Origin of the sequence: Streptomyces enissocaesilis, from assembly GCF_039533765.1 — a bacterium.
In the GTDB taxonomy this organism is placed as follows: domain Bacteria; phylum Actinomycetota; class Actinomycetes; order Streptomycetales; family Streptomycetaceae; genus Streptomyces; species Streptomyces enissocaesilis.
Genome location: NZ_BAAAUD010000008.1, coordinates 57,418 through 75,591, shown reverse-complemented (window position 1 = coordinate 75,591; position 18,174 = coordinate 57,418). Strand labels below are relative to the sequence as shown.

Sequence of the window (18,174 nt, the reverse complement as noted above, 5' to 3'; positions counted from 1 at the left end):
ATCAGGTGGGCCTGCGCCCGAGGAGCTTGTTCGCGCGGGAGCCGACGCCCCAAGCCGTCACGCGCCACAGCGCCTCGACGACGATGTCACGGCTCATCTTGCTGTCGCCCAGCTCGCGCTCGACGAAGGTGATGGGCACCTCGACCACGTGGTACCCCGCCTCGACCGCACGGCGGGCGAGGTCCACCTGGAAGCAGTACCCCTGGGAGGCGACCCCTTCGAGGCCGAGACCTTCCAGGGTGTGCGCGCGAAAGGCCCGGAAGCCGCCCGTGACGTCGCGGATCGGTACGCCGAGAAGCACCCGCGAGTACGTGCTGCCGCCCCGGGAGAGCACCTCGCGGTGCTTGGGCCAGTTGACGACGCGCCCGCCCGGCACCCAGCGCGAGCCGAGGACCAGGTCGGCGCCCTTGAGGGCGGTCAGCAGGCGCGGAAGCTCCTCGGGCTGGTGCGAGCCGTCCGCGTCCATTTCCACGAGTACGCCGTACCCGTGCTCGATGCCCCAGCGGAAGCCCGCCAGGTAGGCCGCGCCGAGCCCTTCCTTGCCCTTGCGGTGCAGGACGTGGACCTGGTCGTCGTCGACCGCGATCTCGTCGGCGAACTTTCCGGTGCCGTCGGGGCTGTTGTCGTCGGCGACCAGGACGTGCGCGTCGGGGACCGCGGCACGCACTCGGGAGACGATCGGCTTGATGTTCTCGGCCTCGTTGTAGGTCGGAATGATCACCAAGGCTCTGCCGAGCGGGCCGTAACGCCTCTGACCGCCGTCGTTCACTGCTTCCCCTTAATGTCCGTACACAGTTGCCCCACCATAGCGAGCGTGATCCGGCGGGCCTGCACGGATGCCCTCGGGGGGAGGCGGAAAGCCGTTCTTCGGGTCTCTGCCGGTCTCGGCGGGTCTCTGCGGGTCGGGGCCCGGCGTCCTTCGGGCCGGCCCCGGGCCCGCCGGCTGCGGGTCGGCCGAGAGCCGTTGTCTACTGAACATCCGGGCCCCACCCGGGCCCCACCTTCCCCGGGCTCCCGAGGAGCAGGGGGGACCCCGTCCGGCTGAACCTTCCCTCGCCCCCGAGGCGCGGGCGCTGAACCTGGCTCCGAGTGCCGGTGCGCCGGTGCGGCACACCGCCCCATGACCCAGCGGCGTTCGACGACTGCGTGGAGGTCTGCCGGTCGGACGTCCTGCGGTGGACCCGGCCGAACCTACCGGCCGGTGGCTGCTTTCTGTCAATAGCCGTTCGACCTGCGGTGTTCCCCCAAATCACCAGGTCAGTGCGGAAGGTACGCGGGGAACACGACGCCCCCCGGGAGCACCGATCGGCGGTACCGCGCCCGCGCACATCACCCGTTCGGCCGCACGAAGACGGTCTGTCCGCAGACCACGGTCCGCAGGCAGACGGGGAGTTCGGCGCCGGGCGCGAGGTCCGGCAGCCCGGGGGTGCCGGAGCGCGGGTCGGTCGACCAGCGGGCGACCCGGTCGTCGGGGGCCTGCACCACGAGTTCCTCGGCCCGCCAGACCGCGTAGTCGGCGGGGGCGCCGGGGACCAGGGTACCCGCGTCGTCTCGGCCGACGGCCCGCCAGCCGCCCCGCGTGTGGGCGGTGAAGGCGGCGCGTACGGAGACCCGGTGCTCGGGCGTACGGTGGAAGGCCGCCGCCCTGACCGTGCCCCACGGGTCGAGCGGGGTGACCGGGCTGTCGGACCCGAAGGCCAGCGGCACCCCGGCGCGCAGCAGAGCGGCGTACGGATTGAGCGTACGGGCCCGCTCGGCGCCCAGGCGCTGCGCGTACATGCCGTCCTCGCCGCCCCAGGCCGCGTCGAACGCGGGCTGCACGGAAGCGGTGAGGCCGAGTTCGGCGAAGGCGGCGACGGTGGCGGGGGTCAGCATCTCGGCGTGCTCGACGCGGTGGCGCGCGGCACGGATCCGGGCGAGGCCGAGCTTCTCGGCGGCGGCGCGCACCCCGTCGACGACCGAGGTGAGGGCGGCGTCGCCGATGGCGTGGAAGCCGGCCTGGAGTCCGGCTTCGGTGCAGGCGCTGACATGGGCGGCGACGGCCGCCGTGTCGAGGTGGGCGGTGCCGGTGTGGGAGGCGTCGGCGTACGGGGCGTGCAGGCAGGCGGTGTGCGAGCCGAGGGACCCGTCGACGAAGAGGTCGCCCGCCGCGCCCACCGCGCCGAGTTCGCGAACCCGTTCGGCGTCCTTCGCACCTGCGACCTGCTCGGCCCAGTAGCCGAAGACGCGCGGGCCCGGCTGCTCCGCCGCCAGTTCCAGCAGGCCGGTGAAGTCCTCCTCGTCGGAGATGTCGGGCCCCGCGCACTCGTGGACCGTGCCGATGCCGAGCGAAGCGGCGTGCGCGAGCGCCGCGCGCTGCGCCTCGGCGCGCTGCGCCGGCGTGACGGCGCCGTGCGCCGCGGCGCGTACGGCGTGGTGGGCGGCGGCGGTGAGCGGGGCGTTCGGGTGGTAGCCCGCCAGGCCGGTGATCCCGGGAACCAGGTCGAGGAGGGCGGTGGTGACGACGGCCGAGTGGACGTCGATCCGGGGCAGGTAGAGCGGACGGCCGCCGGCCGCCTCGTCGAGTTCGGCGCGGGACGGGGGCCGCTGTTCGGGCCAGCGCGTGGCGTCCCAGCCGTGCCCGAGCAGGATGCGGCCCGCCGGGGCGGCGGCGGCATGGGCCCGTACGAGCTCCAGCGCACCGGCGAGGGAGCGCGCACCGGAGAGATCGAGGCCGGTGAGGGCGAGACCGGTGGACGTGGTGTGCACGTGTGCGTCGGTGAACGCGGGCGTCACCAGAGCCCCTTCGAGGTCGATCACCTCGTCGACGCCCGGGGCGAAGGCGTCGGCCGCCCCTTCGGAGCCCACCCAGGCGACATGTCCGCGCTCGACGACCATCGCGGTGGCGAAGGGATCGGCGGGGCTGTGGACGTCTCCACCGCGCAGCAGCACGGTGCGGTGTTCGGCCTGGGGGGCGGGGGCGTTGCGCTCGGTCATGGGGACCAGTCTCGCCCCTCGCGCGGGATGTTCCGTGCGCGGGGGGCGGGCAGGGGTCAGATCTGCGGCGGGCGGGCCTCGTAGGGGGTGGAGAGGACCACGGTCGTACGCGTGGACACGCCGGCCAGGGAACGGATGCGGGTCAGCAGGTGCTCGAGTTCGAGCGGGGTGGCGACGCGCACCTTGAGGATGTAGTTCTCGTCACCGGCCACGCTGTGGCACGCCTCGATCTCGGGCACGCCCGCGAGCCGTTCCGCGATGTCGTCGGGGGCGCTGGGGTCGAACGGTTTCACCGAGATGAACGCGGTGAGCGGCAGCCCGACGGCCTCGGGGTCGACCACCGCGGCATAGCCGCGGATGACCCCCCGCTGCTCCAGCCTGCGCACGCGCTGGTGCACGGCCGAGGTGGACAGGCCCGTGGCCCTGCCCAGGTCGGTGTAGCTCATCCGCCCGTCCTTGACGAGCAAATCCACGATCTGACGATCCAGCTCCTCCATAGCGGATCAACCTATTGCCCCGGAGGGCTTCCGGCACAGCCGGGAGCGTTCAGGAAGGGCACCCGCGACGAGCATGTGATGAACGCCACACGCCTGAAGCCGTGTCCATCGGGCAGGCGCGATTACCGCGCGCGCGTGGCGGGAAGTGCTTGCTGTGGTCGAGGCCGCAGCGCCTTGTCGGCCCACCCGAGGGGGAGTGTCTCCATGCAGAGCCCGAAGCACACCGGACGTACCGAACCGGAGCCTGTCGAATCCGTCGACGACAACGAGGTCGACGATCTCGACGACTTCGACGCGTACGACACCTTTGAGATGTACCGGGTCATCTGCCCGGACTGTTCCCAGCCGATCGCGCTGCTGGCGGACGAGAACGTCCTGCCCGAGCACGCGAAGTGCCCCACTCCCTGGAACCCGTTCGGGCTCACGGCGTGCGCGGGCACCGGGCGCCCGGCGGCGGACGCCGAGCCGGCCGACGAGAGCCTGGAGGCGCAGGAGCAGGAGACGGCACTGCTGCTGACACTCCCTCAGGGGTTCGACTGGCGGACGCAGCCGTTCTCGCACGTCGGCGGTCCGGGCTCGCGTCCGCTCAAGGTGTCGCAGCTGCGGCGCGCGGCGTAGGGCCCGGACCCGCCCGGCAGGCACTTTCCCCGCCGCGTCCCGCGCTTTCCCCCGCCCCTTTCCGACAGGGGCGGGCGGTGCGGATTACCGCGTGAACGGACGCTCGAATGGGCTCGGCGATAACCCCGGCGGCTCTGCGGCTGTTGACCCGATATGACCCTGCCGTACACATCGGTCGGCGACGGGCTCCGGCGTCTCGTCCCCCCGCCTTCCGTTTCCGCAGAATCGGTTCCGCACCCCGCCGATCCGCCCCTCTACCGGGCGCTCCTGCGCCAGTGGCACAGCAAGGGCCGGACCCTGCCGGGGCGCCGCGACCCGGAGTGGTCCCGGCTCGTGACGGCCCCGGCCTGGCCGGAGTCGGGGCGGATCAGCGGGTCTCTGGACCCACGAGGTGGCGGGCGATGACCATGCGCTGAATCTGGTTCGTGCCCTCGACGATCTGGAGCACCTTCGCCTCGCGCATGAGGCGCTCGACGGGGAAGTCCAGCGTGTAGCCGTAGCCACCGAGCACCTGGACGGCGTCGGTCGTCACCCGCATCGCCGTGTCCGTGCAGAACAGCTTCGCCATCGCGGCCTCCCGCGAGAACGGCCGCCCGGCGTCCCGCAGGCGCGCCGCCGCGAGGTACAGCGACCGGCCCGCTTCGATCTGCGTCGCCATGTCGGCGAGCATGAAGCGCAGGCCCTGGAAGTCGGCGATCGGCCGGCCGAACTGCTGCCGTCCCGTGGCGTACGAAACGGCCTCGTCCAGGGCGGCCCGGGCGACACCGACCGCACAGGCCGCGATGCCGAGCCGCCCCGAGTCGAGCGCGGACAGCGCTATCGCGAAGCCCTGGCCCTCCTCGCCGATGCGGCGGGAGTCCGGGACCCGTACGCCGTCGAAGTTCAGCTGGGCGGTGGGCGAGCCCTTCATGCCCATCTTCTTCTCGGGCGCGGCGGCGCTGAGCCCTTCCGCGTCGCCGGGCACCAGGAAGGCCGAGATGCCCCGGGCGCCCTCCCCGCCCGTACGGGCGAGGACGGTGTAGAAGTCGGCGATCCCGCCGTGGGTGATCCATGCCTTCGTACCGGTGATGACCCAGCCGTCGCCGTCCCGCACCGCCTTGGTGCGCAGCGAGGCCGCGTCGGATCCGGAGGCGGGCTCGGAGAGGCAGTAGGCGCCGAGCAGGCCGCCGCCGAGCATGGCGGGCAGGTGCGCGGCCTTCTGCTCCTTGGTGCCGTAGCCGGCGAGGGCGTGGCAGGCGAGGCTGTGGACGCTGACGCCGAGGCCGACCGTGAGGCGGGCGGCGGCGAGCTCTTCGAGCACCTGGAGGTACACCTCGTACGGCTGGTCTCCGCCGCCGTACTCGGCCTCGTACACCAGGCCGAGGAGGCCGGATTCGGAGAGCAGCGTGAAGATCTCGCGCGGGAAGTGCCCGGCCTCCTCCTCGGCTGCGGCCCTGGGGGCGATCTCCCGCTGGATCATGTCGCGCACCAGCGCGAGCAGGTCCCGGGACTCCTCGGTGGGCAGCTGACGTTCCACCGGCTGCGGGGCGCGGTCGGACATTGCGGCGCTCTCCTCCCTGTCGGGCGCTGCGGCGGGCGCGCGCGCAGGGTGTGGCGGCGCCGCCGGTCTCACTGCCTGGCCGCCGGCACTCCTCCCGGATCACGGAAGTCGCAGGCAGGCGGCTGTGGCGCGTTGAGTATGCCCGATGGAATGACGTACGTCACGGGGTCGCGGACGGCGCCGGGCAGCTCGGTCGCGGTCCCTCGATCGTACGGAGTGCGGCGCCCGTCAGCGCGGCGAGCGGCTCGCGCACGGCGCCCGCGTCCCGCGGGCGCCGTGACCGTGTCCGGGCGCCGGGGCGGCGCCGACGTCACATGAGGCCGGCCTGGGTGACGAACATGGCGAGGACCACGACGAGGATCCAGCCCAGGGCGTGCTCCAGGATCTTGGGACCGTCCTCCCCGGGGCCGCCGGTGCCGGTCCTGGTCTCGATGCGGGTGATGTCGGCAGTGGTCGCAGTCATGGGATCCACAGTGCCTCCGGGACCGGCCTCCGGATAGATGACGTTCGTCACGCCTCGGGACGGCCGGCGGGGTCACCGGATGCCGACGGCCGCCAGAGCCCGCTGCTGGGCGGGGGCGGGGCGGTCGGGCCAGTAGACGTAACAGACGCCGCCTGTGCCGGATGCCACTTTCCCGCTCGCGTTGTAGCGCTTCGTAAGGAGCCAGATGGCCGTCCAGGATCACGAACGCCTTCGTCCGGGCCGCCTCCCTCGCCTCGGCCAGGGACGGTGCGAGGGCGGCCAGGACGTCGATCGCCTCGCGTATGTACCGGTATACGGTCGCGATGCCGGTGCCGAACCCGGCGGCGAGCTGGGCGTAGGTGTCACCGCACCGCGGGTGGGCCGGGGCGAGCAGGGCCTGGCGGCCGGCGGGCAACAGCCGCCACCGCGTGCCGGTCTCCCGCCGCCTCGCGGTGAGCTGTCCGGTCAGGTGCCGCAGCGTGCGGCTGGACAGGTCGATCGACGACGGATAGACAAGCACGAGAAGCTCCTGGCGGACACAGGTGATCTTGGTCGAGAACCCGTCCACCAGGAGCTTCGGCGTTACGTACAGCCCGTTGACCCCAACAGCTCGGCATCGCGGTCGGGTTGGAAAAGGCTCTATGGCAGTCGGGTGTTGGCGTTGATGCGTTGGATGCCTTGCTCGGTGGCGTCGGCGACATCGGCGAGGTGGTCGCCGGCGAGGTTGGCGAGTTCACGCTTCTTGAGCGAGGACCACAGCAGTTCCACCGGGTTCAGCTCGGGAGCACAGGCGGGTAATCGTTCCAGGGTGAGCCAGTCCTGTTCGGCGACCCAGGCCCGCATCGCCCGGCTCCAGTGGGCGGACAGGCCGTCCCAGACCAGGACCACCCGCTCGCCGCGGTAGAACACCTTCATCTGCTCCAGGACCTCGATGAGGGCGGCGGTGTCGTAGCTGCCGGGCTCGAGGTGGAAGCACAGGCGGGCCCCGCGATCGGGGTCGGTGGAGTGGTAGCCCAAGGCCCCGGCCATCGACGCGCGCTCCCAGTTCAACCGGTGCCGCAGGAGCGGAGTCCGCCCTCGGGACGAGTAGGTGCGGCGGATGTGAGGGAGCAGGGAGACGCCCGGTTCGTCGAGGAAGACGATCCAGGTACGTGTGTTCACGGCCCCTTTTTGGTGCGCGGCCCCTCGTGCGCGATCCAGCGGGCGACCTCCGGCTCGTCCCGCTCGACCGCCCGCCGCTCGGGCCGTTGCAGGCTCCATCCGAGCCGGCCGGTCAGCAACCGCCACACCGATGCCCCCGACGACACCACCTCCGTTGCCCGGGTGACGACCGCGCCGACTCGCTCCAGGGTCCACAGGTCGGCCTCGAAACCATGAGCCTGGGCACCTTGCTCCCACGCGGCCCGGACCAGCTCGACCTGGGTGTCGTCCAGCTTGGGGGGGCGTCCGGTGGCTGCCCGTCGCCGCAGGGCCGAAGCACCGCCTTGCTCCCGCACCCGCCGCCAGCGCCGCACACTCTCGGCACACACCCCCACCGCCCTCGCGATCTCCGCGTTCGAGACGCCGCCCTCGAACAACTCGACTGCCCGAACACGACACCCCTCCGCCAACTGATGCCTCGGCAAAGGAGGAAGGGAGGACCCGGCAGCCGAAGGGGAAGGTCGATAAGCCACCCCGACAGCCTCCCACCCGCACGCCCACCGAACTTACGAAAAGATCAGTGGTAACGGGCTGCCGGACCCCCGCCCATCACCGGATTCTGGCGCGAGGCGATCCTGGCCTCGCGTCGGCGGCCCTTCGGGCGGCGACGGCTGCTCGTGGAGCAATGTGACTTCGCGTCGAGAGCCTCTGTGGCCGCGGGGTGGTCGGCGGCGGCCCAACTCGTGGGACGGCCACCCCAGGTGCTGTGGCAGCCACAGCGGCCGCCCAGTCTGACTTCCCCCGGCCCGGCCCACTCGCGGCGCACAGGACACATGCCTGACGCTGGCCCGGCAGCGGTCCTGACGCGGCGGCTGGCCCAGTGGGCGATCCATCAGGGCATCCCTGCGAAGCTGCGGAAGCAACCGTTGACAAAGGCGGGGTCGTGCTGGTTTTCGATCATCCGGGAGCGGTAACGGTCGATGTCCAGGCGCGCCGCGAGCATGGCGTTCTCGTAGGCCGGGGTGAACTCTTCGCGCAGGTGGAGAGCGTACTTCGCCAGGGCGGCCTCCATCTGCACGGTGTCGTCGAGCGGGCCGTCGAGCTGTTCCACGAGCATGTCGCTTTGGGTGAAGGCATCGGTGATGCCTCGCGCGTTGATGGGGTCCTTGGTGTGCGCGGCGTCACCGACCAGCGCCCATCCCGGCCCGTGGGGTTGGCGGAAGAAGTTGGGCTGGTCCGCGCAGCAGTAGAGGCGGTCCTCCTGCCGGGCTGCGGCGAGCTGTTGGTCCAGCTCCGGAGAGGATCGTCGCAGCATCTGCCGGTAGGCCCGCTGCCGGTCGCCGTCAATGCCGGCAGGCAGGGTACGGGAGAACGCCACCGCGATGAGCGTGGCCCCGTCCTGGGTGGGGACGCAGGCCGTGCCCACACTGTGCCGGCTGTAGGTCCGCAGGCCCTGGTCGGGGAGTGCGCTCCAGTAGGAGTAGTAGGTACGAGAGAGCCGGCGGTCTTGGCGCAGGTACGGTGCGCGGACGAGGCGGGCCACGGTGGAGTTGCGGCCGTCGGCGCCGATGACCAGGTGGGCGCGCTCCAGGGCGGTGGGGCCGTGCCGGATGCCGTGGCGGACACCGGTGACCCTTCCGTCTTCCCAGTGCAGGTCCACGGCGTTGGTGCGGGGACGGAACTCGACGCCGCTGTCGACGGCGGCCTGCACCAGGAGGTGGTCCAGGGCGTAGCGGCGGGGGGCGCAGCCTCCGGTGATCGGCCCGAGGGTGGGCGCGGGTCCGGTGAGGTGGGCGCCGGGGACAGTGAAGGAGACACGGGTCAGCGAGGGAGCGCCCGTGGCGAGTACATCGTCCAGCAGGCCCCACCGGTGCAGTCGCGCGAGTCCGGGCTGGTGGATGTATTGGGTGGACAGGGTGTCGCTGGGGAAGTCGGCACGGTCCAGCAGCAGGACCCTGCGGCCGGCGCGGGCCAGCAGTCGAGCGGTGGCCGCCCCGGCGCAGCGTGCGCCTACGACGATGACGTCGTACATCTCGGTCTCCATCGGGGAGCGGTGTCGTGGGGCAGGCCCGGGACGGGTCCCGGGCCTGCCTGGTTACTGGACCGCGGTCAGCGCTTCGGCGTGGCGCTGCTCTGGCACTGGCAGGCGCAGATACGGGGGCGGACGGTCCCGGTCTTGCCGGGGGCGCCGACCGGGACGACCTTGATCTCGCCGACGGGCAGGGAGCCGAGGTCGTTGATGAGCTTGTCCATGGTGGTGTCTCCTTCTATTGGTTGGGTGATGCACGGTCGGGGCGGTGCCCCTTCCGCTCCGGTCGGCATCTGAGCGCCGACCCGCTTGGGTGGGGGCGGCCGATGAGCAGGAAGCTCAGCGACTGCCACGGTGTGCCTGCCAGGCCGAGGGCCGTGTCCGTGGCGGCGTTGGTGGCCTCGGAGTGGATGCGCGCGGCCAGTCCGAGGGCGGCGGCGGCCAGGGAGGCCCGGTGGACGCGCATACCGGTCTCGGCCTGCAGCAGGCGGTATCCCGTATCGCCGCACGTCGCCGCGTGGAGGAGCGGGGCGCCGATGGGGATGAGGACGGCTGCGGCGTCGCGCAGCGCGTGGACTGTGGGGGCCGTGAAGAGGCCGGTGTCCAGGTCGTCCCGGCCGGTGCCGGTGATCAGATTCCGGTCGGGGTCGTAGTGGTAGAGACCGGGAGTGACGCCGGTGATGTTGCGGGCGAAGAGGCCCATGCCCGTCATGGCAGGGCCGTCGGGGAGGGCGGCGGTGAGGATACGGGCCAAGTCCTCCAGCGTGAGGGGGTGCGCCTGGTAGCCGTGGAGCGGGGAGGCCCGGTGAGCGATGCCCTGGTCGAGGTCCGGGGGATTGACGCGGGGCAGGCGGAGCACGCGTCCGGTGGGCGTGGGCGGATTCTCCTGGGCGGGCGGCCGGGGGGCGGGCCGTGGTCTCCTGCCGGCTGCGTGCAGCGCGGCGAGGTGAGGCAGCAGCCGGGTGACGGGGGTGGGCGCCTGGGCGGGGCGCGCCACCGGCCGGCCGAGGTCCGGTGGCGTTCCGGGGACAGGGCGGGCGGCGGTGCTGCGGAAGACGAGGACAGCGAGCGCGCTTTCGGCTTCATGGTCCAGCCCCACCAAGGCGTCGGTGCGCTCACCGTCGAACTCCAGGTGGACCGAGGCGCTCAGGTGCAGCCTCTTGGCCAGGACCAGAGCTTGGGCGCACAGCGCGCCGACTTCCTGGCACTGCAACCGGTAGGAGAAGTCGCGGTACTTGAAACCGTTGCGCCAGAAGACCGCCGTCAGCACCAGCACCGCCTCCGCTTCGGCTTCGGTTGCAGGCAGAAGTGGCTTGCGGTGGTCACCGTCGCGCAGGGACTCCAGAGTGTGGTGGACGGCGTCGTAGTGGTGCAGTGCCGTGTCATCGGCCAGGTACGCCTCGATCGGGTACAGCGCCCCGCCCGAGGGCACGGGTCGGGCGACCCGGACGACCCCGGTTCCGGGCACGGCGGTCGGCATCGTGTTGTCGCGGTACTGCCAGTCCAGCCGGGTCAGGCCGAGCAGGTGGTACAGCAGCTCCCCTTTCCAGGCGTTGCGGCCTGCCTGCGGCAGTCGCGTGCGCTCGGCGTCGGGGTAGTGCTTGTAGCGGGGTGGTGCCGAACTCGAGTCGGCCAGCGCTGCCAGTGGGTCGCGGACGGCGGCGAGGAAGCGGCGGGTGGCCTCACCCTCCGGGGTACGCATGGGGCGGGTGTCCTTAAGGCCTGGTGCGGGCGGGGGCGCGGTCATGGGAACGGGTGGGGGTGCGGGTTGAGTTCGTCGATGCGCAGATCGCGATCGCGGTGGCCGAGCAGGCGAGGCACGTTCAGCAGCCTCGGCAGGTTGTGGGTGCGGCGGTAGCGGTGGCCGAACGTCATCGAGGCGGTGCCGGGCACGATGACCTTGGCGCCGGCGAAGCCGCCCGCCCGCAGTTCGGAACTGGTGGTGTCGACCGTGATCACGTCCAGGCCGGTGGCCAGGTAGCGGCCGATCAACTCCGTCAGGTCGTCTGCGAGGTCGAGGTGGCGCGGCCAGGGCTCGACGAGATCGCCCAGCGGGCGTCCGGGCGCATCGACGGGCAGGAAGCCCAACCGCGGCCAGGCACCGGGGTGGGCGTAGAGCGCGCTGTGGTGCTCCATCTCCTGCACCTGATCGCCGTCATCGAGCAGTCTCGCCGCTTCCCCCAGGTCAACGGGGTTGTCGAGGGAGACCAGGAGTTCCACCAGGGCTCCGCGCAGCGCCTGCTCGGGGTCCGGGTGGGCACCGGCCCCGCACAGGGCGTGGGCGCGTCCCGGGCCGCCCTCGCGGTCCAGTGCCAGGACCCAGAAGGCCGGTACGCGTTGCTCCATCGGCATCGCGAAGGCCATCACCTCGTAGCCCATGCGGTGCCGGGTCTGGGCCGCGGTCATCGGGATCCACCGGTCGGCGGCAGAGCCGAGGTCCACCTTCGGCATGGCCAGCCGGGCGTACCAGGTGAGGAGGAAGGCGTCGCGTTCGGCCACTTCCAGCAGGCCGTACAGGATGGCCTCGGTCAGGCATCCTCCTACGGCGGCGCCGTTGGAGCACTCGTAGGCCCAGCCCGGCTCGTCGTGTGTGGCGGTGTCGGAGTAGGCGTAGGTGGAGGGCACGAGAACGGGCTGCTCGGTGCGGAAGGAGTAGCCCCAGACCCAGTCCGCTTCCTGGTGGGGGTCGAAGCGGTGAAAACGGAACCCGGGCTGGTCGTAGCTGTCGTCGGGATACAGGCCCAGCGTGCACGGGTCCAGGGCCTCCTGGGCGATGTCGGCGTAAGCGGCCCGCACCGTGCCCTGACCGCGTGGGATGGTGCTGGTGTGGCGCTCCAGCGCCTCGGTGATCGCGGTCAGGCGGGCCGAGAGTACGTCGCGGGCGCGACCGTAGCCGTGACGGCTGTCGTCGCCACTGCCGGGGTGACCACGCCAGGCCGCAGCCCACGGCACCGTGCCCCCGTCCCCCACCGTCACTGAACTGAACAACCCGGTCTCGGCGTCCACGTACAGCTCGCGCAGGCTCTCCTGAAGGACCCGGACGCGAAAGCGGTCCGGGGCCGGCTTGGGCGCCGTCTCGATCCGCACCGTCGCGGGACGGGCTTGCGGTGGCGGCCCGCAGTCGGGACACAGCGGGTCGGCCAGTACCCGGTGGCGGGTGACGGCGCCGGTGGTGACCGACACGCGCAGCAGGGCACCCGAGGTGCGGGCGAACCCGGACTGAAGTTCGTGGCGGACCAGGGCTGCGGCCAGGGCCCCCACCACCGGAAGCAGACGCAATGCGTCCCTGTTCTTCCCGAAACGCTCACGCAGTTCACGCCGGGCCTCGGCGTGGGCGAGGTTGGTATCGCGACGCCGGTCCACACAGGTGGGGCATCCGGGTTCGCCCGCTTCTACGAGGGGGCCGATGAGCAGCCAGCCGGGTTCTGCCCGTACCGGCAGCCAGGAATCTCCCTGCGCACGCGCACGGGCGTACAGCTCGGGGTCTTCGGTGTCGGTAGCCACCACCCGCGTGTTCGCGGGCACCTCCGTTCCGCGCAGTGCGGTGTACAGCGGGCCGAAGCCGAGCAGGGTTTCAGTCACCGTCCACCGCCACGTACACGGTGAAGGGCAGCAGCCGGGCGACCTCGCTGTCACTCGCCAGTGGTTGCACGCGCGGTGTGCGGCCGGCCCGGGTGAGCGCCGCGGTCATCTCCTTGGCGAAGGTTTTGGCGCTCTCCAGGTCCGGGCAGTCGTCTCCGGCCCAGCGCACGGGAACATCGGCGTAGTCGGGCTGCCGCTCGGTGCGGGACTGCCAGGCCAGCAGGGCCCGCTCCAGCGCGAAGCGCATCGCGGCCACCGGAGTCGACGCACAGGCGGGCACCGCCCCGGCCACGGCGTAGGCGGGAACGCCGAGCACGCCGCCCAGGTCGTGGATCCGCACCTGCTCACCTGCGGTTTCCAGCAGCTCGACCAGGTGCGTGACCTGCGCGTCGGCCAGCGGGGCGACCGCCGGGAAGTCCGCCACGCCCACCTGGCGCAACACCGCTTCGCACTGCTGCGCCAAGCCGGCCGCGACCGCCTGGGGCCAGGACAGCCCGCCCGCCACACCGACAGGAGCCACATAGGGCGAGGATGCCGGACCGGCTGCGGCCAGCGCCTGATAGCTCGACAGTGCCGCCAGAACAGTGCGCAGCCTGGCACTGCTCCGGTCAGCGCCCCAGCCGATCACCGACGCGGCCGACGGCCAGGCAGGCAGGGCACCGAGCGGGTCCGACAGGATCGCCCGGCACACCGCCCACGGCATCTGCGCCAGGTCCTGCTCATCCAGCAGCCCGAGCACGCCGGTACGCGCATCCACGTATTCGGCCACGCGCTCCAGCAGGTCCTCGGCCGTGACCGGCTCGCACGCAGCAGCGTCGGGCAGCGAGACATCCGGACCGTCAGCCCACAGGCAGGGATGAACCAGGTGGCTGCGGGTGTCCAGGGTGCGCAAATCCACGCGCGCCAACTCCGGCCGGGCCGGCATCGGGGCCATTTCGGTGAGATGTTCGAAGCACGACAGAGCCAGTTGGGCGGCCAGCACCTCGGGCACCGCCCCGCTCAACCACTCCCCGTCCCCGCTCGGCCGGTGGGCCAGCCCGGCCAGCCGCCGCCAGTACGACAGGGCGTCGAAGAGGCCGGCCCGGCTCAGCCATGCCTCGTCACCGCGCACCCACACCTGCCCCAGGGCGGTCTGGTGCCGGGCGCACCGCGCGGCCAGGTCGAGCAGTGCGTCGTCGCGCTCACCCTCGTGGACCTGCAAGACCACATCGGTCTCGTCCCAGATCTGTGCCTGGTCCAGATCGCAGAGACTAACGCTGAGCACCGTCTGGTCCCCATCGCGGCGGGCCGCCGCGAGGCAGGCGGCAAGATCGGTGGGCACCGCGCCCGCATCGGCCACCCGAACGCTGCGCCACCCGCTGTTCAACCCTGTCCGCAGCAGTGCGGCCAGTACGGGCCCCGACCCCACCAGCAGAACCCGGGCCTCGCGCACCCGCTCGAAACGCCGCTCCGCCGAATCGAAGCCGTAGCGGATGAAGGCGATCTCCGGCGCGTAGGTCTCCACCTCATCCGGGCTCAGCCCGTGCGGTTGCTCTTCACCCACGTCCACCACGAAGCGGTGCTTTGCCAGCGCTGTCACCAGGTCCCACACCAGCGCCTGGCGTTCCGCGGACAGCGACCGCGTCAACTCCTTGAATGTGTGCTCGCCGGTGAGCAGCGGTGCCAGCCGGGACAACCACGCATAGGCGTGCTCCCCCGAGATGGTGCAAGCACCATGATCGCCCTGCACATACGCGGCGCCTTCGGAGTCCACGTACCGCACGTTCTCCAGCAGCCGCGGTCTCATGACACCTTCACGCCCAGCATGTACACGTTCCACTGCACGAAGCCCCCAAGCATTACGGCCAGACCACCGGGGCCAAGCTGACCACCAGGGATCTCTACTGAGAGTCACAAGATGAGTACACCGGGGGAAAGGCTGTTTCCCCCGGTCCACTCCACAGCACGCTAGGGGCGTTTTCGTGTCCCTGGTGGACTTCCTGCGGCAAACCACCAGATGAGGGGGCGCAGGAAGCTCCCGGGCTCAGACGTGTCTCACCGGCATGCGCTGGTGGTTCTCTGCCGGAGGGGATCGGCCCAGCACCTCGGCCAGGCCAAAACACCCAGGTCGACCAGGTCTGCGCGCGAGGACCTGGCGGACCTGGTGACCGCCGACACCCCGCTCGGACCGGAGCAGACCACCGCTCCGCTTGGGGTGCGCAGAGTTGAATTCGATGGGACGGTGCGGATCGGTTGGATCCGCCCGCCGCAGCCGGGCGAGGCCCGCTTCGGCGCCTCACGGGCCGGGGCCGCCGACGTCGCGCTCTACACCACGACCTCGGTCGGTGCGATGGTCGCCGCGCACCCTGAAGTCGACTGAAAGCAGCTGCGCCAGGTCGAGAAAGGCCGGCGCTCACCGCTCCCCGCCCGCCGCAGTGGCGAAGCAAGCCGCCCCGGCCTGCCCCGGACCGCTGTTCAGCGACGCCGCCTCTCCCGTGTCCGGCGGGAAGGGCGGCGTCGCCGTACGTGGTCAGCCGCGGCGGCGAAACAGTCCTGCGGTCATGACGGTGTGCCCTTGGCTGTCGCCGGCACAGGCGAAATCGTGGAGGTCGCTGTCCTCGCGTTCGACCTTGCCGTAGAGGATTTCGCGGTTGCCGATCCCACCCGTGGCCACGGCGCTGACGGTGGGAACGAAGGTGGTCGCGTCGGAGGTCAGCTGTGGTACCTCGCCGGTGAGGAACTCGGCCAGCATGGCGGTGGTGCCGGGAACGGCCGGCTCGGTGGCGCCTCACGTTCGAGCCGCATCGACGGACCAGAGCCGGGCCGAAAGGCCGTAGGTGGGTGCGGGTCGGCTGCGGAATGCCTCTCCGCACCCACCCCACGATCCACGGCGCACGAAAGCCTCTCGCGAGACGGACCGCTTGGGCGAGGGCACTGCAGCACTCGCAGGACGGCGCCTGTCTCGGTCACTCACGAATGGCCCCGGAGCAAAGGCACTGGCTCCCACACCGGACCAGCCGTACCCGGCGTGCCGAGGTGGCGGATCGGTGCCGGGTCCGTCGGCTCACCGGTCGCACCCGCCGGGCCGGTTCAGGTCGGCACGACGAGGAACTCGGGTCCGTAGGTGTGCGTACCGTCGCTGTCCGGCAGCGGCATCTGCGGGAGTGAACGCGCGGGGGAAGCGAGCTGGTACATCTTGCCGATCGACGCATTCGGCTCTGTGGCGGACCCGGTCTCCCACGCCTTGTCGAGGTGGCCGAGCATGGTGGTGTAGGTCTGGTTGAACGTGGTGAGCAGTGCGGCCACCTCCGGAGCGGGGTTGGGCCATGAGGCTGTCGTGAGCCGGCCCATCGGGTAGGTATCGGGAAACGCGACGGGGTCGCCGTCGCACTTCCAGTCGGTTCCCGTCCACCGCAGCTTGTGCCCGTGGTAGAGCTCGCCGAAGCGGTAGTAGTGGGCCGGGGCGTTCCCGCTGCCCGGTGACTCCGGCGTGCCTTCGCCCTGTTCCTTGATCAGTGCGATGCTCTCCTCGACGACGCCGAGGTCGGTCCTCGCCCCGAGCTTGTTCGCCGCACCGACGTTGCCGGTCAGCTGCCTGGCAGGGTCGATGGTGGGGTTGACGTCCTTGAAGGCGTCAAGGAGCGCGTGGTAGAAGGCTCCGATCGTCGGCACGCCCTCGCTGGTGAACGCCAGGGGGTGTTCCGGCATCTCGATCTCCATGAACACCTCCTTCACGTAGTCCTTCGTGAGGCCGGACAGGTAGACGCGCCGGCTCGGGCATCGCTCGATCAAGGTCACGGTGGACAAGTACGGCCACCTCACCCAGGACGGCCGGGAACGCTGCCGTCAGGTGGTCGAGGCGGTCGTGGCGCCGCACATGCTCACAGCAGGCCGAGTGACTTCAGAACCCGGTGCTGACTCGGTGCTGGGTCAACGGGCCAGTAGAGGTAGCAGACCCCGCCCGTACCGCTTCTGACCTTGCCCTTCGCGTCGTAGCGCTTCGTACGCAGCCAGATGTTCTCCCACTCGCGGCGCTTGTAGACCCGGCGGACCGCCTCGTTGTCCGGCGAGGCGGGGTCGTTCGCGATCACGTCCCCGTCGGGCGTGAAGCCGATGACGGTCATGAGGTGCCCCGCGGTGCCGTATCCCGCGCCCGTCAGCTCCTCCTCGAGGAAGGACTGCGACGTGATGACCGGGATGCCCGCGCCGATCAGCGCCTCCAGGTCGGCGAGCGAGTGGAGGCGGGTGACGACGGCGTTCATGTCCTCGTACGTCGCGGCGTACGCGGCGTTGAAGGGCCAGTTGCCGCACCCGTGGTACTGGTGGTCGAACGTGAAGCGCGCCGCGTGGCAGACCTGCGGGTCCGCGAAGGCCGGATCGACCCAGGCCAGGTCCTCGGCGGTGGGCTTGCGGCCCCAGTACTCGATGATCATCTGCGAGGAGGTGGGGCTGCACCACGCCTCGCCGCCGTTGTCGTACTCGGGGTACTGCCCGATGTGCGTGTTCTGCGAGTAGCGGGGGACGACGAGTTCCCGGGCGGCGCCGGCCAGCGAGGCGGGCACGGTGAAGCGGTCCGGGACGTCGGAGGCCATCGCGCCGAGCCGCCACACGGTGGGGGTGAGACCGGTGCCGGGCCTGCGGTGGAGGGTCAGCCTCAGCCGGTACGAGACCAGGCGCAGGCCGGTGGCGGCGTCGTCGACCGAGAGGGTGTCGGTCCAGACGCTGCTGCGGCCGTCGCCCTGTCCGTCGACGGAGGTGCGCTTGATGTCGGTGTCGCCCGCCGCCCAGCGGCCCATGACGTACCAGGGTGTCGTGGCGCCGTTCGTGTAGGTGCCGCGCAGCTCGACCGCGATCCAGGTGCCGGCCGGGGTGTGGGCGTTCCAGGAGGCGATGACCTCGGTCGCCGGGACCGTGGAGCGGTGGACCGGGGAGGTCCATGTCGCGCTCTCCCAGGTGGAGGTCGCGCCGGTGTGCGGATCGGTGTAGTCGGTACGGGCCGACGGCACGGCGATGGCCAGTCCGGGCCTGGGGGCCGCGACGACCTCGGTGCCGGCCCCGGCGCCGCCGCGCCAGTCCGCGGCGGAGGACCAGAAGCGGTTGTCGACCGGCCGGGACGCGGCGGCGCCGGTGGGCCGGGAGGCGGGCGCGGCGGTGGGGGCGGCAGCGGCGGATGCCGTCGTGACGCCGGTGGACGCCGCCGCGGCGATGGCCGCGGCGGCGGTCAGGACGGTGCGGCGCGAGGCGGGTCTGGTCATGGTCATGGACCCCCAGTGGGATGCGGATGCGCAAACAGGTGCACGACAGTGGGCCAACTATGGCCGGTCACGGCCGACTTCTGCCAGCATTCCGG

The 18,174-nt window shown here is 71.6% G+C and carries 17 protein-coding genes and 2 pseudogenes; 2 read left to right on the top strand and 17 right to left on the bottom strand.

What is annotated here, in order from left to right:
* Position 1: 1 nt before the first annotated feature.
* The 3 genes from ABD374_RS02645 to ABD374_RS02635 form a co-directional block, all read right to left on the bottom strand.
* A complete protein-coding gene (locus ABD374_RS02645) occupies positions 2-769 on the bottom strand; it encodes a polyprenol monophosphomannose synthase (protein ID WP_344489926.1) in 768 nt (255 codons plus the stop codon).
* Positions 770-1,329: 560 nt separating this feature from the next.
* Entirely contained in the window at positions 1,330-2,976 is a 1,647-nt protein-coding gene (locus ABD374_RS02640; protein WP_344489923.1) for an amidohydrolase, read from the bottom strand.
* Between the two features lie 56 nt (positions 2,977-3,032).
* On the bottom strand, positions 3,033-3,473 hold the full coding sequence (locus ABD374_RS02635) for an Lrp/AsnC family transcriptional regulator (protein WP_344489920.1): 441 nt from the start codon (positions 3,471-3,473) through the stop codon (positions 3,033-3,035).
* Between the two features lie 204 nt (positions 3,474-3,677).
* Here ABD374_RS02635 and ABD374_RS02630 point away from each other — a divergent pair, with 204 nt between their 5' ends.
* On the top strand, positions 3,678-4,091 hold the full coding sequence (locus tag ABD374_RS02630; RefSeq protein WP_344489917.1) for a hypothetical protein: 414 nt from the start codon (positions 3,678-3,680) through the stop codon (positions 4,089-4,091).
* A gap of 367 nt (positions 4,092-4,458) precedes the next feature.
* Here ABD374_RS02630 and ABD374_RS02625 read toward each other — a convergent pair whose 3' ends face one another.
* The 11 genes and pseudogenes from ABD374_RS02625 to ABD374_RS02580 all read right to left on the bottom strand — a co-directional run bounded on the left by ABD374_RS02625 (position 4,459) and on the right by ABD374_RS02580 (position 14,631).
* Entirely contained in the window at positions 4,459-5,631 is a 1,173-nt protein-coding gene (locus ABD374_RS02625) for an acyl-CoA dehydrogenase family protein (protein ID WP_344489915.1), read from the bottom strand.
* Positions 5,632-5,941: 310 nt separating this feature from the next.
* Positions 5,942-6,094 carry an SCO1431 family membrane protein gene (locus tag ABD374_RS02620; protein ID WP_344489913.1) on the bottom strand — a complete coding sequence of 51 codons (153 nt, stop codon included), beginning with the start codon at positions 6,092-6,094 and terminating at the stop codon, positions 5,942-5,944.
* A 72-nt stretch (positions 6,095-6,166) separates the two neighbouring features.
* Positions 6,167-6,310, bottom strand: a pseudogene (locus tag ABD374_RS34520) (peptidase C39 family protein); the annotation flags it as partial.
* Positions 6,267-6,614, bottom strand: a pseudogene (locus tag ABD374_RS02615) (helix-turn-helix domain-containing protein); the annotation flags it as partial. The pseudogenes ABD374_RS02615 and ABD374_RS34520, both read right to left, overlap by 44 nt.
* Positions 6,615-6,733: 119 nt before the next feature.
* The gene (locus tag ABD374_RS02610) at positions 6,734-7,255 is read right to left on the bottom strand and encodes a transposase (protein WP_344489911.1); all 522 of its coding nucleotides are present in this window, start codon (positions 7,253-7,255) and stop codon (positions 6,734-6,736) included.
* The gene (locus tag ABD374_RS02605; RefSeq protein WP_425577110.1) at positions 7,252-7,767 is read right to left on the bottom strand and encodes a winged helix-turn-helix domain-containing protein; all 516 of its coding nucleotides are present in this window, start codon (positions 7,765-7,767) and stop codon (positions 7,252-7,254) included. The genes ABD374_RS02610 and ABD374_RS02605 overlap by 4 nt, the downstream gene beginning before the upstream one ends.
* Positions 7,768-8,126: 359 nt before the next feature.
* A complete protein-coding gene (locus ABD374_RS02600; RefSeq protein WP_344489908.1) occupies positions 8,127-9,278 on the bottom strand; it encodes an NAD(P)/FAD-dependent oxidoreductase in 1,152 nt (383 codons plus the stop codon).
* A 65-nt stretch (positions 9,279-9,343) separates the two neighbouring features.
* Positions 9,344-9,487, bottom strand: a complete 144-nt coding sequence (locus tag ABD374_RS02595) for a hypothetical protein (RefSeq protein WP_344489905.1) — start codon at positions 9,485-9,487, stop codon at positions 9,344-9,346.
* A 14-nt stretch (positions 9,488-9,501) separates the two neighbouring features.
* Positions 9,502-10,965, bottom strand: a complete 1,464-nt coding sequence (locus tag ABD374_RS02590) for a SagB family peptide dehydrogenase (protein WP_344489902.1) — start codon at positions 10,963-10,965, stop codon at positions 9,502-9,504.
* 41 nt (positions 10,966-11,006) lie between these two features.
* Positions 11,007-12,845 (bottom strand): TOMM precursor leader peptide-binding protein, encoded by a 1,839-nt coding sequence (locus tag ABD374_RS02585; RefSeq protein WP_344489899.1) that lies wholly within the window; start codon positions 12,843-12,845, stop codon positions 11,007-11,009.
* Positions 12,838-14,631 carry a hypothetical protein gene (locus tag ABD374_RS02580; protein ID WP_344489895.1) on the bottom strand — a complete coding sequence of 598 codons (1,794 nt, stop codon included), beginning with the start codon at positions 14,629-14,631 and terminating at the stop codon, positions 12,838-12,840. The genes ABD374_RS02585 and ABD374_RS02580 overlap by 8 nt, the downstream gene beginning before the upstream one ends.
* A 243-nt stretch (positions 14,632-14,874) precedes the next feature.
* On the opposite strand from ABD374_RS02580, the gene ABD374_RS02575 reads away from it, so the two are divergent.
* On the top strand, positions 14,875-15,204 hold the full coding sequence (locus ABD374_RS02575) for a hypothetical protein (protein ID WP_344489892.1): 330 nt from the start codon (positions 14,875-14,877) through the stop codon (positions 15,202-15,204).
* Between the two features lie 150 nt (positions 15,205-15,354).
* Here ABD374_RS02575 and ABD374_RS02570 read toward each other — a convergent pair whose 3' ends face one another.
* The 3 genes from ABD374_RS02570 to ABD374_RS02560 all read right to left on the bottom strand — a co-directional run bounded on the left by ABD374_RS02570 (position 15,355) and on the right by ABD374_RS02560 (position 18,079).
* Positions 15,355-15,576: a hypothetical protein gene (locus tag ABD374_RS02570; RefSeq protein WP_344489889.1), complete on the bottom strand. Its 222-nt coding sequence runs from the start codon at positions 15,574-15,576 to the stop codon at positions 15,355-15,357.
* A 338-nt stretch (positions 15,577-15,914) separates the two neighbouring features.
* Complete coding sequence (locus ABD374_RS02565) at positions 15,915-16,622, bottom strand: ferritin-like domain-containing protein (protein ID WP_344490024.1); 708 nt, start codon at positions 16,620-16,622, stop codon at positions 15,915-15,917.
* 83 nt (positions 16,623-16,705) lie between these two features.
* Positions 16,706-18,079: a peptidase C39 family protein gene (locus tag ABD374_RS02560; protein WP_344490021.1), complete on the bottom strand. Its 1,374-nt coding sequence runs from the start codon at positions 18,077-18,079 to the stop codon at positions 16,706-16,708.
* Positions 18,080-18,174 lie beyond the last annotated feature (95 nt).

What these genes read in the sequence shown, in the direction of transcription:
- ABD374_RS02625 (WP_344489915.1), bottom strand. Translation starts at nt 5,631, where the DNA reads ATGTCCGACCGCGCCCCGCAGCCGGTGGAACGTCAGCTGCCCACCGAG.
- ABD374_RS02595 (WP_344489905.1), bottom strand. Translation starts at nt 9,487, where the DNA reads ATGGACAAGCTCATCAACGACCTCGGCTCCCTGCCCGTCGGCGAGATC.
- ABD374_RS02640 (WP_344489923.1), bottom strand. Translation starts at nt 2,976, where the DNA reads ATGACCGAGCGCAACGCCCCCGCCCCCCAGGCCGAACACCGCACCGTG.
- ABD374_RS02600 (WP_344489908.1), bottom strand. Translation starts at nt 9,278, where the DNA reads ATGGAGACCGAGATGTACGACGTCATCGTCGTAGGCGCACGCTGCGCC.
- ABD374_RS02590 (WP_344489902.1), bottom strand. Translation starts at nt 10,965, where the DNA reads ATGCGTACCCCGGAGGGTGAGGCCACCCGCCGCTTCCTCGCCGCCGTC.
- ABD374_RS02560 (WP_344490021.1), bottom strand. Translation starts at nt 18,079, where the DNA reads ATGACCAGACCCGCCTCGCGCCGCACCGTCCTGACCGCCGCCGCGGCC.
- ABD374_RS02630 (WP_344489917.1), top strand. Translation starts at nt 3,678, where the DNA reads ATGCAGAGCCCGAAGCACACCGGACGTACCGAACCGGAGCCTGTCGAA.
- ABD374_RS02580 (WP_344489895.1), bottom strand. Translation starts at nt 14,631, where the DNA reads ATGAGACCGCGGCTGCTGGAGAACGTGCGGTACGTGGACTCCGAAGGC.
- ABD374_RS02570 (WP_344489889.1), bottom strand. Translation starts at nt 15,576, where the DNA reads ATGCTGGCCGAGTTCCTCACCGGCGAGGTACCACAGCTGACCTCCGAC.
- ABD374_RS02620 (WP_344489913.1), bottom strand. Translation starts at nt 6,094, where the DNA reads ATGACTGCGACCACTGCCGACATCACCCGCATCGAGACCAGGACCGGC.
- ABD374_RS02635 (WP_344489920.1), bottom strand. Translation starts at nt 3,473, where the DNA reads ATGGAGGAGCTGGATCGTCAGATCGTGGATTTGCTCGTCAAGGACGGG.